The following is a 14,509-nucleotide window of genomic DNA, read 5'->3' as shown; positions in this document are numbered from 1 at the left end:
CCACATACCCGATATTCGGGAGGCAGTACCGCACAGCAGGGCGCACTGTGACACGAACGGCGCACGCGACGGCCCGTCCCCCGGGCGAAGCGCCCCCGGCCCGTCCTGCCGCCACCCGGCGCGCCCCGACCCCGGCCCGGTGCAGGGGAATCCGGGTCAAGAGAATCCGGGTCAGGTGAATCCGGTTCAGGGGAGCCGGTTCAGCGGAGCCGGTTCAGCGGAGCCGGTTCAGCGGAGCCGGTTCAGCGGGGGCCGGGGTCGGCGGGGGCCGGGGTCGGCGGGGCTCGTGGTGCCGAGTCCGGGCAGTACACCGCGTACCGCGGGGACGTCCTGGTCCAGCCAGGCGACGTCCCAGATCTCGGCCGGGGTGAGCCAGCGCAGCATGTCGTGGTCCTGGAGCGGCTCGGGCGCGGCGGAGCCGGGGCGCAGCCTGGCGGTCCACACCTGGAGGACGTAGGGCCCTCGGAGCGGCCACTCCCCGGGGACGCGCTCCACGGTCTCGGCGTCGACGCCGAGTTCCTCGCGCAGCTCGCGCACGAGGGCGGCCTCGGGCGCCTCCCCCTGTTCGACCTTGCCGCCGGGCAGCTCCCAGCGGCCGGCGTGTTCCGGGGGTGCGCTGCGGCGCGCGGCGAGCAGGCGGCCGGCGTCGAGCAGGGCGGCTCCCACGACCACGATCCGTTGCGTCATGCGCCGGAGCCTACGGGACCGCACGGAACGTCAGTTCCGTGTGCCGTCCCCGTTCTGGGCCTGCGCCGGGCCCTGACCCTGGGTCTGGGTCTGGCCGATGCGCTCGACCCAGTAGAGCTGCTTGTGGCCGCGGCTGTCGAGGCTGTCCGCGATCTTCTGGGCCTCCGCCCGGGTCGCGTACCGGCCCACGCGGTAGCGATTGCCGTTGTCGTCCTGCCGTATGACGAGCCAGGGCAGAGAGACGGCGCTGTCGTTCATCGAGCCCCACGCCCCCTTCTCGTCCCGGCCCGCCCGGATCCCGTCCGCGGCACGCCTCGCGCCCCGCCGCCCTCTAAGGAAACCGCAATCCGCATATGCCCGAGCGTACGCCTTACCTTTACGCACCGAACACGACTTTGCACAAAGAGGTACGCAACCAGCCAAGACGCAGGGGGCGCACGAGGCCGAACGCGCCGTGCGCGCGCCACGATGCGTCCGGTCGGCGGGGGTACGGGCGCCCATGGGGCGACCTGCGGGAACATCCGGAAACGACCGGATTCCGACGGCGCGCGGGTCCGCTCAGGGCAGGCGGTTACCGGGGGCAACTGCCGGAAGGGTGTGCGCCGCCCCGGCGAATGCGCTACCGCCCCGGGCGCCTCCCCGCCCCTCACCGCCGAGCCCTCGCCCGGCCCGCCCGCCGGACGGCTCTTCCGGGGCGGCGGTACGGCCGCTACTTCACCGGCAGGTGGTAGGCGACCCGGTACCGGTCGGCCGGGATCACCACGTCGGCCGTCTCGACCGGGCGGCCCGAGGCGAAGTACGTGCGCTGGACGACCAGGACGACATGCCCCGGGACGCCGCCGAGGGCGAGGAGCTCCTCCGCGAGACCGGGCCGGGCGCCGACCTCCTCGGTGACGTTGTCGACGATCACGTCGATCGCGCGCATCCGCTCCACGACGCCCATGCCGCCGAGCGGGCCCTCCTCGGGCAGCATGACGGGGGTGCGGCCGGTGACGGCGAGGGGCTCCCAGGAGGTGGAGAGCATCATCGCCTCGCCGCCCTCACGGAAGACGTACCTCGTGCACATCACGCGGTCGCCGGACGCGATGCCGAGCCGCTCGGCGACGGAGACGCCCGCCTCGACCTGCTCGCTCCTCGACTCCCACGTGCCCCGCGTGTGCGCCTCCGCCTGCTCCTGCCGGAACGGCGTGGCGCCGCTCACGGGGCGGTAGCCGGAGCGGGCGATCCGGCGCGGCACCGGCCGCTCGCGCACGTAGGTGCCCGAACCGGAGCGGCCCTCCACCAGCCCCTCGGCCATGAGCACCTTGCGCGCCTCGAGGGCGACGGTGTCGGAGACCCCGTACTCCTCCCGGATTCTCGCTTGCGAAGGCAACCGGGTGTGCGGTGGCAGCGACCCGTCGGTGATCTTCTTGCGGAGATCACCCGCGACACGCAGATACGCCGGCTGCTCACCGAATGTCACTGGCCACTCCCATCAGGTTGTACAGACAGCTACAGCCTGGCAACCGTGGGTTGGACCGTGCAAGCAAAGGCCAGAGAATCACTCGATGTGATGACATGTGCCCGGGAAACGCTTTACCCAGGCACTTTCTCCCCGCTATGGACGCGATCACACATCCAGACCGCTGTCGCTGTCGCCCCCGCCCGTGCCGCCGCTGCCGCTGTCGGAGTCCTCGTCGTAGGTGGGCGGCGTGGTGGCCAGGCCCAGAGCCTTGCGGGCGGTGACCGTGGTGGCGCCGTCGACGTAGGCGTAGGCCTTGTCGTAGTGCGCGTAGAAGCCGTCGGCGTCGGTGGCCTTCGCGGCCGCCGCCCACTCCTTCGCCGCGTCCTGCATGTCCTTCACCAGGGCGGCCACGGGCTGTTCGTCCTCCGGCAACCAGATGTGCGTGTCCAACGAGGCCGCCTGGTCGCCGGTCACGTCACCTGTGTCGCCGGCCCAGGTGAGGTTGCTCTCGAGGTCCTCCTCGGCGTACTCCTCCGGCTCCTCGTAGAGGACCTCGTCGACGGCGGCCATCGCCTTCAGGAAGGCGAACTGGTGGGCGTCGAGCGTCGTCTCGTCGGCGCGCAGGGAGCCGGTCAGGGTGCCCTTCTCGTCCACGTTGGCGAAGACGCAGGTGATCTCGCGGTCACCCCAGCTCCAGCTGTCGGCGGTGGGCGTGAGGTAGTAGATGTCGACCTCGTCCGTCAGCGCCCACGGGTCCATCGCGTAGGCGTCCTGGAGCGTGTAGCACTTGTCGTCGGCCACCTGCGTGACGTGGTCGTCGCCCGGGTAGCTGTCGCCGGACAGCGGGACGCTGGCGAACACCTCGGCGTCGTGCTCACCGGAGCAGGCGACCTCGTCGACGTCGTAGACGTCCTCGTCGAAGGTCTCGCCCGGCACGTCGAAGCAGTCGCCCTTGGCGAGCGCGAAGCTGGAGTTGCCGCTCGCGCCCTCCTTGAAGCCGTCCCAGACGTCGGAGGCGCCTCCGGTCGACAGCGCGAGGACCCACACCGCCAGTCCGATCGAGGACAGGACCGTGCCCACGACCGCCATCGCCTTGCCGCGCTCCCCCCGCTTCCTGATCTGCACCAGCGCGATGATCCCGAGGAGCAGACCGACGCCCGGCAGGAAGCAGAGCAGGCCGAGGACGAGGGCGGCGATGGCCACGCCGTTGACCGGCGAGGGCCGGCCGTAGGGGCTGTAGCCCTGCCCCCAGACGGGGTAGGGCACCGCACCGTACGGAGCCTGCGGGTAAGGGGCCTGCGGGTACGGAGCCTGCGAATGGGGCCCCGCCGGGCCCGGACCGGCCGGGCCCGCGCCCATCGGACCCTGCGGACCGTACGGCCCCTGGGCGTACGGGTCCTGCGGGGGCGGGGCGAACGGGTCCTGCGGGTAGGGGCTCTGCGGCTGCGGAGGCTGGTACGGGTCCTGGGGCCGGTGCGGCCCGGGAGGCGGGGGTATGGACACGAGTACCGTGCTCCTGGTTCGGACGGTTCAGGCAGTTGTACGACTGCGCGCATCGTAAGCGCGCCACCACCTGCGGCGGAACGGAGATTCGGTTCAGGCGGCCGCGCCCGCCTCCTCGGCGAGCAGCTCCCGGGTGCAGTCCCGGATCAGGCCGTGGAACGAGAACCGGGCCGGGGTGTCCTCCCGGATCAGGTTGTTCTCGATCAGCGCGTCGAAGTGGTGTTCCACGTCCCCGGCCGGCAGACCCGTGACGCGCGCCGCGTGCGCGATGTCGTAGGAGGCGGCGGGCTGGAGACTGATGAGCCTGCTGAACCGCCTCTCGGGCGCGCTCAGATGGTCGTAGGACACCCGCAGCACGGCCATCAGGTCACGGTCGGCGGTCCGCAGACAGCGGGCCCGCTGCGCCGGGTGCGCCAGGCGTTCGACGAGGTCGGCGACGGCCCACGCCGGACGGTCGCGCAGCCGGGTGGCGGCGATCCGCAGGGCCAGCGGCAGCCGTCCGCACAGCTCGACGGCCCGCGCGACCTGCGTCGGCTCGCGCCGTGCGCGGGACTCCCCGACGATCCGCCGGAACAGCGTCACGGCGTCGGCGGGCGGCAGCACGTCGAGGCAGAGCGGCCGGGCGCCGTCCAGGGCGGTGAGCTTGCGCCGGCTGGTCACCAGCACCAACGTGCCCCCGGTGCCCGGCAGCAGAGGGGTGACGTGGGCGGTGTCCGCCGCGTCGTCGAGCACGACCAGGCAGCGGCGGCCCGCCAGACGTGAGCGCCACAGCGCGCTGCGCTCCTCCAGGCTGGGCGGGATCTCCCGTGCGGTGAGGCCGCTCGTCTGCAGCAGGACGGCGAGCGCCTGCTCGGTCGGCACCGGCGACCGGGTCGCGCTGAAGCCGTGCAGGTTGATGAAGTACTGGCCGTCCGGGTAGAGCTCGGTGACGCGGTGGGCGAGGCGCACCGCGAGCGTCGTCTTGCCGACCCCGCCCATCCCGTCGATCGCCACCATCACCGGCGAGCCGCCCGGCTCCTGCGCGGCGACGGCCGACAGGGCGGCCAGCTCCGCGGTGCGCCCGGTGAAGTCCGTGAGGTCGTGGGGCAGATAGTGCCTGCCGTTGCCGGGCGACGCGGACGGTTCCGTCCCGCGGTCGTCGGGCGGCTCGGCGCCGGCCGCCGCGAGGGCGGGTCCGCCCGGTCCGTGCAGGTCCGGCGAGTCGGCGAGGATCTCCGCGTGCAGGGCGCGCAGCCGGGGGCCCGGCTCCAGGCCGAGCTCGTCCACCAGGAACCGCCGGCCCTCGTCGTAGACCGCGAGGGCGTCGGCCTGCCGGCCGCTGCGGCACAGGGCGATCATCAGGCTGCCGCGCAGCGCCTCGCGCAGCGGGTACTCCGCGATCAGCGCGTGCAGTTCCCCGACGAGGGAGCCGGTCTCCCCGAGCTTCAGGCGCAGGGCGACGAGGTCCTCCACGGCGGTCAGCCGCTGTTCGGCGAGCTTGACCGCGGCGCCGGAGACCGAGGGGCACTGGATGCCGGCGAAGGCCTCCCCGCGCCAGAGGTCGACCGCCGACTGGAGCAGCCGGACGGCCTCGGCGTACCGGTGTTCGCGCTCCGCCGCCTTGGCGGCCCGCACCCGGCCGGCGAACCGGTGCGCGTCCACGGCGTCCTCGGGTACGACGAGGCGGTAGCCGACGTCCACGGTGACCAGGCTGGTCCCGTCGGACGCGGAGAGGATGCGGCGCAGGTCGCGGATCGCGTTGTGCACCTGCGGACGGGCCGACGGAGGCGGGTCCTCCCACAGCTCGTCCACCAACACGTCCATCGGAACGACCCGGTTGGCGTGGAGGAGCAACAGGGCGAGGAGCCGCTGTTGCCGCATGCCCCGGACGCGGATCGGGGTGCCCGACTCACGCAGTTCCAGAGATCCCAGGACCAGGAATTCCATTTCTTCTGTCCCCCGATGTCTTTCAACTCGGTTCAGCACATGCCCCCGTGAATATTCAGGGGCCCCAGGTGACATCGCCGTCGGTGTGGTCGCCCGCGGTGGTGCGGAGGTCGCTCTCGACGATGTGCGTGATGTTCTTCGGAGAATCCGTGACGGTCGCCGTCATCGCCATTCCACCGAGAACGATCAGCGCGGCGGCGACGATTTTGGAGACACGGGTGCCCTGCATGGATTTTCTCCTCGATGAAGTGAGTGGATTTCCGGAGTGGATGCCTCCGGAATGTTCAGCGGACTCTTCGGCGGCTTTCGTTCCGTCGATGGCCCAACTCTGCTCGGCGGGCGGGCCGGAGGGAACAGCAGACGGCTGGACGGAATGTGCAGCGGCCTAACCCGTCCACCCCGACCTGGGGAAACGCGGGGCTCACGTGTCCCACCAGGGGCCGGGCACCAGGACCGCCCCGGAGGTCACGACGCCGTAGCCGAGCAGGTCCGGATGGTGCTCCACGGCCCGGCGCGACAGTCGCGCGGCGCTGTCCTCGGCCACGGCCAGAGAGCCGGCGAGGAGGAAAAGTCCCAGCGTGAGGCCCTGGTCGGCGTGGCGGTGCACGGAGACGTGCTCCAGCCCGTCGCTTTCCTCGGCGTACGAGGAAATGATCGCCGCCAGATCGGGCCGGGAAGGCGCCGCGGCGGGGGCGCGCAGGCGCACGTGGATGAGATACATGAGTTCATCTTCGGCGCTGTCGAGCGGCCGCGGACCGGCTCACGATGGACGCTTTGTGCCATGGCACAAAGCGTCATGCGGAAAGGTCCCGGAAGCGGCGTTCGAATGGGCGGGGAGGCGCCTCGCGCCGGCCGGGATGTGCCGTGGCCCCACTCTGGCACCCCGGATGGTTGAAAGCCGAGCGATTGGCCGGAACCGTCCTCCGTGCCGCTGGGCCGCCATCCGCAGTTCAAGGTCAGTAAGCTCAGGGGCACTAAGTTTCGAACAGGATGTGTGCAGTGTGTGACAGCAACAGGGGGACTGCATCATGTTGGAGGTTCTGGGACTGGATGCCGAGGCTGAAGCCATCTACCGGTGGATGCTGGCCAATCCACTGGAGGGCATCATCGTCCTCGTGTCCCGGCTCGGACTGCCGGAGGAACGGGTTCGCGCGGGGCTGGACCGGCTCAGCGAACTCGCACTGATCCAGCCGTCGGCCCGGCAGGGCATAGGGTTCCGGGCCGTCGGCCCGGAGACCGCGATGGAGGTGCTGCTGGCGCGCCAGCAGGCGGAGTTGGCGGCGCAGCAGATGCGCGTGGAGAAATCCAGAGCCGCGGCGGCCCAGCTGATCGCCGAATGCTCCTCGTTGCGGCCACGGGGCGTCGACAGCGACTCCGAGCAGCTGGACGGCCTGGAGGCGATCCGGGAACGGCTCGCGGAGCTGGCCCAGTCGGCGCAGGTCGAGGTCGCCACGTTCGCGCCGGGGGGCGCGCACCGGGCCGAGGACCTGCAGGCCAGCCGCGCTCCCAACTCCGCGCTCCTCGACCGCGGGGTGCGGATGCGGACGGTCTATCTCGACAGCGTGCGCAACCACCAGCCCACGCTGGACCACGTCGGCTGGCTGCACTCCCGCGGCGGGCAGGTCCGTACCGTGCCCGAACTGCCGGTCCGGATGATCATCTTCGACCGGTGCAAGGCCGTGCTGCCGGTCGACACGAGCGATGCCCGGGTCGGCGGGGTGGTGCTGAGCGGGGCGGGGACGGTCGCGGCCCTGTGCGCGCTGTTCGAGGGCGTGTGGAACACCGCCACCGCGTTGGGGAGCACCCCGAAGTGCGAGGCGAACGGCATGCCTCCGCAGGAGCGGGCGGTGCTCAAGATGCTGGCCCAGGGCTACACCGACGAGGCCATCGCCAAGCGCCTCGGCGTCTCGCCGCGCACGGCCCGGCGGACCGCCGCCACCCTGATGGAACGCCTGGACGCGCGCAGCCGCTTCGAGGCGGGCGTGCACGCGGTCCAGGACGGCTGGCTGCCCTCCTCGCGCTGACCGCCGGCACCGGACCCCGCCCCGGGCAAGCGGACACCGGGGCATCGGACACCGGGCAGTCGGCCGCCCGGGCCACCGGACACCGGGCAGTCGGCCGCCGGGCCGCCGGCACCGCGCAGCCGGCGCCGGAGCGCCCGGCACCCGGACCCGGTACGGGCACGCCGTACCGGGTCGTCGCCTCGGGCAGCCGCCGCGGGCCCTGTCGTCGCATTCCCGCCCGCCGCGCCCGGCGCGGACGGCGGAGGTGCGGTGACAGGGCCCGCACGGTCACGCGGGCACCGCGTCGGCGCGTGCCTCCTTGCGGTCGGCCAGCAGCAGGGCCAGGGCGGGCAGCAGGGTGACGGCGTAGATCGCGAGGACCCAGGTGAAGGAGTGGGCGAAGGCGCCCGGCACCAGTCCGTGGCGCTGCTCGGCCGCCTGCTCCAGGACCACCGTGACCACGGCGAGGGCCACCGTGCCGCCGATCCGCTGGATCAGGTTGAGCTGGGCTGAGGCGTCGGGGATGGACTGCGGGCGGATCGACTGGAAGGCCCGGGTCATCGCCGGCACGATCGTCAGTCCGGTGCCCAGACCGCGCACCACGAGGCTCGCGCAGAGCAGCGCGTACGAGGTGTCCGAGGACAGCGTGGTCAGCGGCACGGTCGCCAGCATCGTCAGGGTGATGCCGACGACGACGGTGCCGCCACCGCCCAGCCGCTTCATCAGCACCCGGCACAGCCAGGCCGCGGTGACCACGCCGAGCCCTCCCGTGGACATCAGCAGACCCGTCGTGACGGCGCTCTCGCCGCGGGCCGTCTCGAAGTAGAGCGGGATGAGCATCATCGGCGAGTAGAGGACGAAGCCCAGGCAGAAGATGTTGATCGCGGCCGTCCGGTACACGCGGTGGGCGAACAGGCGCACGTCGAGCAGGGGGTGGGCCGCGCGCAGTTCCCGGACGACGAACACCGCGCCGCTCGCCACCGCGAGGGCCAGCGGGACCAGGAAGGCCGCCCGGCCCTCCAGGGCGTGGTCGGAGAACTCGTGCACGGCCAGCACGGTGCACACGGTGCAGGCGGCCGAGGACACCAGTCCGACCACGTCCAGCGGCTTCGCGGCCGTCTCCCTCGGGGGGTCGGCGGGCACCCGGCGCAGGGTGACGAAGAGCAGGCCGGCACAGAGCGGGACGTTGACGACGTACACCGCGGACCAGCCGCCGGCCTCGACCAGCAGGCCGCCGATCGTCGGGCCGAGCAGCGGGCTGATCAGCATGACGCTGCCGTTCAACGACTGCACGCGGCCCAGGTGTTCACGGGGCACGCCGCTGGTGAGCAGGATCGTCGACGCGGGGGTGAGCACACCCGCGGCGGCACCCGCGAGCCCGCGGGCCGCGATCAGCTCGGGCAGGCTCTGACTGGCCGCGCAGGCCGCCGAGCCGAGCGCGAACAGCAGGGTCGCGGCGGCGAAGACGCGCCGTACGCCGAACCGGGTGGCCAGCCACCCGGTGGCCGGCATGGTGGCGGCCAGCGCCATCAGATAGGTGGTCACCACCCACTGCACCTGGCCGATGGAGCCGAACCTGGCCGTGGTCTCGTGCAGGGACACGTTGACGATGGTGGTGTCGAGCAGGGCGAGGAAGCCGCCGGTGATGGCCGCTGCCATCGTCACGAGGGCGGGGCCGGAAGCGGCCCGCGGAGGGCTCGGCGCGTCCTCTTCGGTCTGTTCGGTCAGTGCCATGGGTGGGCGTCCTTCACAGGGCGGTGGAGTCAACAGGGAGGTGGACCCGGTCAGTTCGGGTCGGTCAGCGCGCACTCGATGTCGTCGAGGACGGCCGCGGCCGCCTCGCGTGCGCCGGGGCGCCCGCGGCACGACAGGGTCAGTTCGGTCTCGTCGTCGACCTGGCAGGTGCTCAGGAACATCTCGGCGTAAGGCACGAGCATCGGCAGCGTGGAGAAACCGGTCGGGCGGAACCCGTCGGTGCGCAGTTCGGCGGTGTCGATCCGGCCGTGGTCGGAGACGATCGCCGTGCAGGGGAACCGGGTGCCGTCCAGCTCCTGGGCCTCGCGCAGCGAGTTGGCGAACGGGTTGCTGCGCAGGAAGTCCCCCTCCAGCGCGGCCACCTCGCGTTTGCCGAGCAGGGCCCGGACGATCTGGCCGTGCAGCCGCTTCCAGCTGTCGTCCCGGTGCAGGTCGAGCACCAGCCGGGAGGTGAGGTTGGCGGTGGAGCGGACCGCGCGGTCGTGGCGGCGCAGGTCCACCGGCACGATCAGCCGGCCCGTCTCGCCGCCCAGACGGCCGGAGAGGGCGGCGGCCACCCGGGCGGTGACCGCCGACGGGGCCGCCCGCACCCGGCGCCGCACCCAGAGCGGGGTGCCGTCGGCCGGTCCGTCGCCGAGGATCGCGGGCAGGCCGGCCAGCCGGGCGGGCGGCTCGGCGGGCGGCACCTTGCCGGCGGCCGTCCGGAAGTGCGTGTCGTCGACGACGGACGCGGCGCCGACCGGCTCCTCGCCGCGCAGCACCCGGAACACGTCGGCGATCCACTGCCGGAGCCCGCGGCCGTCGGTGACGATGTGACTGGCCCGCACGACCAGCCGGGTCGACGGACCCTCGGTGAGACCGACCTCGCAGACCGGGCCGGTGACGACGTCCAGGTCACGGTGGAAGAAGGGGGCGTCGAAGCCGTCGCCGCCGGGAAGTTCGACGACCGGCGGGAGCGGGCCGTCGGCGCGCCAGCCGGCGCCGCGGCGCCGCACCGCGAGGCCGGGGCTCGCGAGGGTGGCGGACCGGACGGCGGCGCGCAGCGCCTCGGGGTCGATGCGGCCCTCGCCCTCGACGATCATCTGGATCAGCTGCGGGGTGCCGGTGGCCGCGGCGTTGAGATAGCCGCGTTCGATCTGCGAGATGCGGCGGGTGTAGGGCCGTACGGCGGCCGCTGTGGCTGTCATGCCGGCTCCGGGGTCGGGGTGTGCAGACGGACGGGGGCGGGGACGTCGGCCGCGAGGGCCAGGTGCATCGCCGGGGCCACGGTCGTCGACCGCACCCGGTACGCGCCCACGTTGGTGGGGCGCCAGCCCGGCCGCCACGCGGGCAGCCGGACTCCGGCGAAGGTCTCCTTGGTGACGTGCGAGGCCTTGATGAGCGCCTCGCACTCGGCGAAGTCACGGATCTCGGCGGGCTGCCGGCGGCCCAGCAGGGTGCCGAGCCACCGCATGGCGGCCGGGCGGTCCCGTTCGTCCTGGAGGTCCACCCCGAGGTGGACCGGACCGGCCGACAGGGCCACGGCGCTCCAGCCGGCGCAGTGCGCGACCGAGGCGGTGAGCCCGTGGGCCGGGACGTGCCAGCGCTTGTGGACGTCCCGCGTGAGGTCGCGCGCCCCGATGTCGAGGCCGTACACCCGGGCGACGGCCCCGATGATCAGCGAGCGGCCGGAGGCGTCGAGGCGGTGGCCCATGCGGTCGCGGGGAAGGTGCGGGTGGCGGGTGACCAGGCAGTCGATCGGGGCGGGCCGCGCCGCGCCGCGCACCACCGGGTCCATCACCAGCCCCAGCAGCGCCCCCATCACGCCTCCGTGTCGAACACGGCCGCCGCGTAGCTGCCGCCGTAGGCGAAACTGGAGAGCAGGAGGCTGCCCTGCCGGTCCGGGGCGGTCAGCGCCGCGACCAGACCCAGGGCGCCCGCGCTGCCGTAGGTCTCCCCCAGCAGGGCCTTGGGGGTGATCGTCGGGCGGTCGGCCAGACCCGCGAGCCGCAGGGCCCGGGCCTGGGCGGTGTCCACCAGGCTGTAGCCGGAGGCCGCCGAGACGACGGTGCCGATCTCGTCGGGCGTCACCCGGGCCTCGGCCATCGCGCCGCGCAGCGCCCGCGCCCAGGCCTCGCCGTCGCGGCCGATCCGGCCGATCCCGGCCGACTCGCCGGAGGCGCCGTAGCCGCGCACCTTCGCGAGGACGTCCGCGCCCCGGGACGCGGCCGACCGCTCGCTCTCCAGGAGCACGGCCGCCGCTCCCTCGCTGAGCACCATGCCGCTGCGGCCGCCGGGGACCACCGGTCCGGAGCGGGCGTAGCCGGGGAGGCCGGCCTGGGTGGCCAGGGCCTGCTCGGGGAACTCGTCGGCGATCACGACCATGATCCGGTCCGCCATGCCGCGCGCGATGACCCGGGCGGCGAGCTGGAGGGCCAGGACGGAGCTCGTGCCGCCGTTGGCGATCGTCGCGGTGTAGCCGCGGTAGCGGTGCAGCATCGCCACATGGCCGGCCGCCGCGTTGACGACCGTGTTGGCGAACAGCGCCGGGTTGGCGCCGCTGATGCCCTGCTGGAGGACGCCCTTGTGGAACTGGAGGACCGAGGTGACCGGCCCGTAGCCGGTGGCGAAGACGATGCCCGTGCCCTCGGCCTCGGCCCGCGAGGGCTTGCCGTGCCGGCCGTAGAGGTCGGCGACCGCGGCGGCGGCCAGCAGGCTGAGCGGGTCCATGCGGCGGGCCCGGCTCGGGTTGATGCCCCGGGAGGCCGACTTGACGTCCACCCGGCCGACCGGCACCGCACCCACGCCCTCGACGTGCTCGGTGGCGGTGAAGCAGGCGCGCCGGTCGCCGAGGGCGGCCACCAGGTCGGCGGTGCTGCCCGCGCCGCCCGCCAGACCGGCGACCCCGGTGACGACGACCTCGTGGACCTGCTCGGTGCGGCGCGGGGCCGAACTCGGGCGGCCCGGCCGGTTGAGGACGACGGAGGCGTTGTTGCCGCCGAAGGCGAAGGAGTTGGAGATGACCACCCCGGGACCGGCCCCGGCGCGGCCGGTGTCCGGGATGACGTCCAGGCCGAACGGCTGGGCCACACCCCGGGTGTTGATGGTCGGCGGCAGCGTGCCGCGGTCGATGGCCAGGGTGCTGACGACCGCCTCGACCGCCCCGGCCGCACCGAGGGTGTGGCCGAGGATCGACTTGGTGGAGCTGGCCGGCGGCACCGAGGAGCCGAACAGCAGCTTCACCGCCTTCGGTTCGGAGGCGTCGTTCGCCGGGGTGCCCGTGCCGTGCAGGTTGAGGTAGTCGACGTCCTGCGGCGTCAGACCCGCCGTGTCCAGGGCCTGGGCCATGGCGGCGCAGGCGCCCTTGCCGCTCGGGTCGGGGGCGGTCTGGTGGTAGCCGTCGCAGGAGAGGCCGTAGCCGCCCAGCTCGGCGAGGACGCGGGCGCCCCGGGAGGCGGCGCGGTCCGCCGGCTCCAGGACCATGAACCCGGCCCCCTCCCCGAGGGTCAGGCCCGTGGACGCCGACATCGGCGAGCACGGCTCCGGGTCGAGCGCGCCCAGGGCGCTGAACCCGTACGCCGAGAGCGAGGCGAGCGGGTCGACACCGCCGCAGACGACGTGGTCGACGTCGCCCTTCCACAGCAGCTCGGCCGCGTAGCCGAGGGCCACGGCGCTGGCCGCGCAGGCGTTGGACAGGACCACGCGCGGGCCGCGCAGGTCGAACTCGGCGGCGATGTAGTCGCCGACGCAGGGCAGTTGGACGGCGGCCGCCCGCTCGGCGTCCAGCTTCCCCTCGTGGACGAGGTCCGCGTGGACGCTCTCCAGTGTCGGCATGGCGCCGAGGCTGGAGCCGACCACGACCGCGACCCGGTCCCGGTCGACGGTGTCCAGGTCGAGCCCGCTGCTCGCCAGGGCCTCGCGGATCGCGGTGGCGGCGAGGGCGTAGCAGCGGTCGACGTCGGCCGGCTGCTCGCCGGTGACCATGCCGGCCCACTCGGTCAGCAGCTCGGAGGTGTCCATGAGGGTGTTGGCGCGGATGCCGGAGGTGCCGGCCGCGATGGACGACCAGCCCTTCTCGACGTCGTCACCGGCACCGGTGATGAGTCCCAGGCCCGTCAGGGCGATTCTCGGCGTGGACATCAGGCGATCCGGGTGGTGAGGGAGCGGGCGATGACACGGGGCAGGGTCACGGTGCGCAGCGGGCGCTCGGCGGTCTGCTCGTCCAGGGCGGCCAGTTCGAGGCCGGAGACCCAGAACGGGGCGTCCAGGAGGGCGAGGACGAGCTCCTCCTCCGGGTTGGCGGAGGGCGCCTGCCACAGGATCGTGCCGATCTCCCGGCCGGCCGCCGTCACCTGCGTGCCGGCCGTGAACCGGCTGTCGGCGGGGGCGGCCAGGGCGGTCAGCCGGGCGGTCTCGGCGGTCGGCCCGACCAGGTCGTCGGAGCCGCGGAACTCGCCGATCCGGTTCCAGTCGATCATCCAGGACAGGTCGGCCTCGTCGACCGAAAGACCGGCGAAGCCGGCCGCGTAGACGGCCATGCCCGCCTCGGCCTGGACCCGGGCGAGGCCCTCGGCGCCGACCGGCGCGCCGCCCTCCTCGCGGACCGCGGCGAGCACGGCCCGGTGCGCGGCCTCGGGGGCGTTGCTGAGGAGCAGGTAGCCGTACTCGCCGGTGGTGCCGACGCGGGCGAGGTGGGCGAGCGCGGCCGGGTCGTCGGGCAGCGCGGACTCGGTGACGGCGTGCAGGGTCAGGCCCGAGATGTCGAAGTCGACGAAGCGGGCCGCGACCGACCAGGCCGTGGGGCCCTCGAACGCGGTGGCGCCCCAGCCCTCCGGCTCGATGTCGACCTCGACGCCCTCGGGGACGTCCAGGCCCTCGAGGTAGCCGCGCAGCTCGTCGGCGGTCACCCGGGTGCGGGGCAGCAGCCAGGCGTCCTCGCCGATCTCGAAGTGCAGCAGGATCGCGAACGGGGTGCCGTCGGCGTTCAGGGCGAGCACCTCGCGGACGGAGTCCGGCTCGACGAAGTCGCCCGACTTGGCCAGGAACCGGTCGAGCAGCGCCAGCCGCTCGTCGCCCGAGACGCGGACCAGCGGGGCGTCGATCCGGTAGGCGCCGATGGTGGTGCGCACGGTGGCGTAGTCGTCCGAGGCGGTGCGGAGGGCGGAGACGGTGGTGGTGGTCATGGTGTGCGGTTTCCTCTCGGGGAACGGTG

Annotated in this window: 13 protein-coding genes; 1 reads left to right on the top strand and 12 read right to left on the bottom strand. The window is 73.4% G+C overall.

Annotated features, from left to right (window positions below; genetic code table 11):
- Positions 1–228: 228 nt before the first annotated feature.
- From J2X68_RS30390 to J2X68_RS30360, 7 genes are all read right to left on the bottom strand, one after another.
- Positions 229–687 (bottom strand): (deoxy)nucleoside triphosphate pyrophosphohydrolase, encoded by a 459-nt coding sequence (locus J2X68_RS30390; protein WP_310435805.1) that lies wholly within the window; start codon positions 685–687, stop codon positions 229–231.
- 30 nt (positions 688–717) lie between these two features.
- Positions 718–945 (bottom strand): SPOR domain-containing protein, encoded by a 228-nt coding sequence (locus tag J2X68_RS30385; protein ID WP_310435804.1) that lies wholly within the window; start codon positions 943–945, stop codon positions 718–720.
- Between the two features lie 451 nt (positions 946–1,396).
- Positions 1,397–2,149 carry a GntR family transcriptional regulator gene (locus J2X68_RS30380; RefSeq protein ID WP_310435803.1) on the bottom strand — a complete coding sequence of 251 codons (753 nt, stop codon included), beginning with the start codon at positions 2,147–2,149 and terminating at the stop codon, positions 1,397–1,399.
- Positions 2,150–2,296: 147 nt separating this feature from the next.
- A complete protein-coding gene (locus tag J2X68_RS30375) occupies positions 2,297–3,634 on the bottom strand; it encodes a DUF4190 domain-containing protein (protein ID WP_310435802.1) in 1,338 nt (445 codons plus the stop codon).
- Between the two features lie 93 nt (positions 3,635–3,727).
- Positions 3,728–5,560, bottom strand: coding sequence for a BTAD domain-containing putative transcriptional regulator (locus tag J2X68_RS30370; protein WP_310435801.1), 1,833 nt, complete (start codon positions 5,558–5,560; stop codon positions 3,728–3,730).
- A gap of 55 nt (positions 5,561–5,615) precedes the next feature.
- Positions 5,616–5,789 carry a hypothetical protein gene (locus J2X68_RS30365; RefSeq protein ID WP_310435800.1) on the bottom strand — a complete coding sequence of 58 codons (174 nt, stop codon included), beginning with the start codon at positions 5,787–5,789 and terminating at the stop codon, positions 5,616–5,618.
- A gap of 192 nt (positions 5,790–5,981) precedes the next feature.
- Positions 5,982–6,281, bottom strand: a complete 300-nt coding sequence (locus J2X68_RS30360; protein WP_310435799.1) for a hypothetical protein — start codon at positions 6,279–6,281, stop codon at positions 5,982–5,984.
- A gap of 307 nt (positions 6,282–6,588) precedes the next feature.
- Here J2X68_RS30360 and J2X68_RS30355 point away from each other — a divergent pair, with 307 nt between their 5' ends.
- Positions 6,589–7,584, top strand: a complete 996-nt coding sequence (locus J2X68_RS30355; protein ID WP_310435798.1) for a helix-turn-helix transcriptional regulator — start codon at positions 6,589–6,591, stop codon at positions 7,582–7,584.
- A gap of 267 nt (positions 7,585–7,851) precedes the next feature.
- On the opposite strand, the gene J2X68_RS30350 is transcribed toward J2X68_RS30355, so the two are convergent.
- Genes J2X68_RS30350 through J2X68_RS30330 form a run of 5 tightly spaced genes read right to left on the bottom strand, consistent with a single transcriptional unit; the run spans position 7,852 to position 14,480 of the window.
- The gene (locus J2X68_RS30350; protein ID WP_310435797.1) at positions 7,852–9,297 is read right to left on the bottom strand and encodes a DHA2 family efflux MFS transporter permease subunit; all 1,446 of its coding nucleotides are present in this window, start codon (positions 9,295–9,297) and stop codon (positions 7,852–7,854) included.
- A gap of 50 nt (positions 9,298–9,347) precedes the next feature.
- Positions 9,348–10,505, bottom strand: coding sequence for a hypothetical protein (locus J2X68_RS30345; protein ID WP_310435796.1), 1,158 nt, complete (start codon positions 10,503–10,505; stop codon positions 9,348–9,350).
- The gene (locus J2X68_RS30340; RefSeq protein WP_310435795.1) at positions 10,502–11,119 is read right to left on the bottom strand and encodes a hypothetical protein; all 618 of its coding nucleotides are present in this window, start codon (positions 11,117–11,119) and stop codon (positions 10,502–10,504) included. Before J2X68_RS30340 ends, J2X68_RS30345 begins: the two co-directional genes overlap by 4 nt.
- Positions 11,119–13,437: a beta-ketoacyl-[acyl-carrier-protein] synthase family protein gene (locus tag J2X68_RS30335; protein WP_310435794.1), complete on the bottom strand. Its 2,319-nt coding sequence runs from the start codon at positions 13,435–13,437 to the stop codon at positions 11,119–11,121. The genes J2X68_RS30340 and J2X68_RS30335 overlap by 1 nt, the downstream gene beginning before the upstream one ends.
- Complete coding sequence (locus J2X68_RS30330) at positions 13,437–14,480, bottom strand: aminomethyl transferase family protein (protein WP_310435793.1); 1,044 nt, start codon at positions 14,478–14,480, stop codon at positions 13,437–13,439. Before J2X68_RS30330 ends, J2X68_RS30335 begins: the two co-directional genes overlap by 1 nt.
- Between the last annotated feature and the right edge of the window lie 29 nt (positions 14,481–14,509).

Origin of the sequence: Streptomyces sp. 3330 (assembly GCF_031456635.1) — a bacterium.
Taxonomy (GTDB): Bacteria; Actinomycetota; Actinomycetes; order Streptomycetales; family Streptomycetaceae; genus Streptomyces.
The sequence above is the reverse complement of the archived record's forward strand: the minus strand, read 5'-3'. Positions and strand labels throughout refer to the sequence as shown.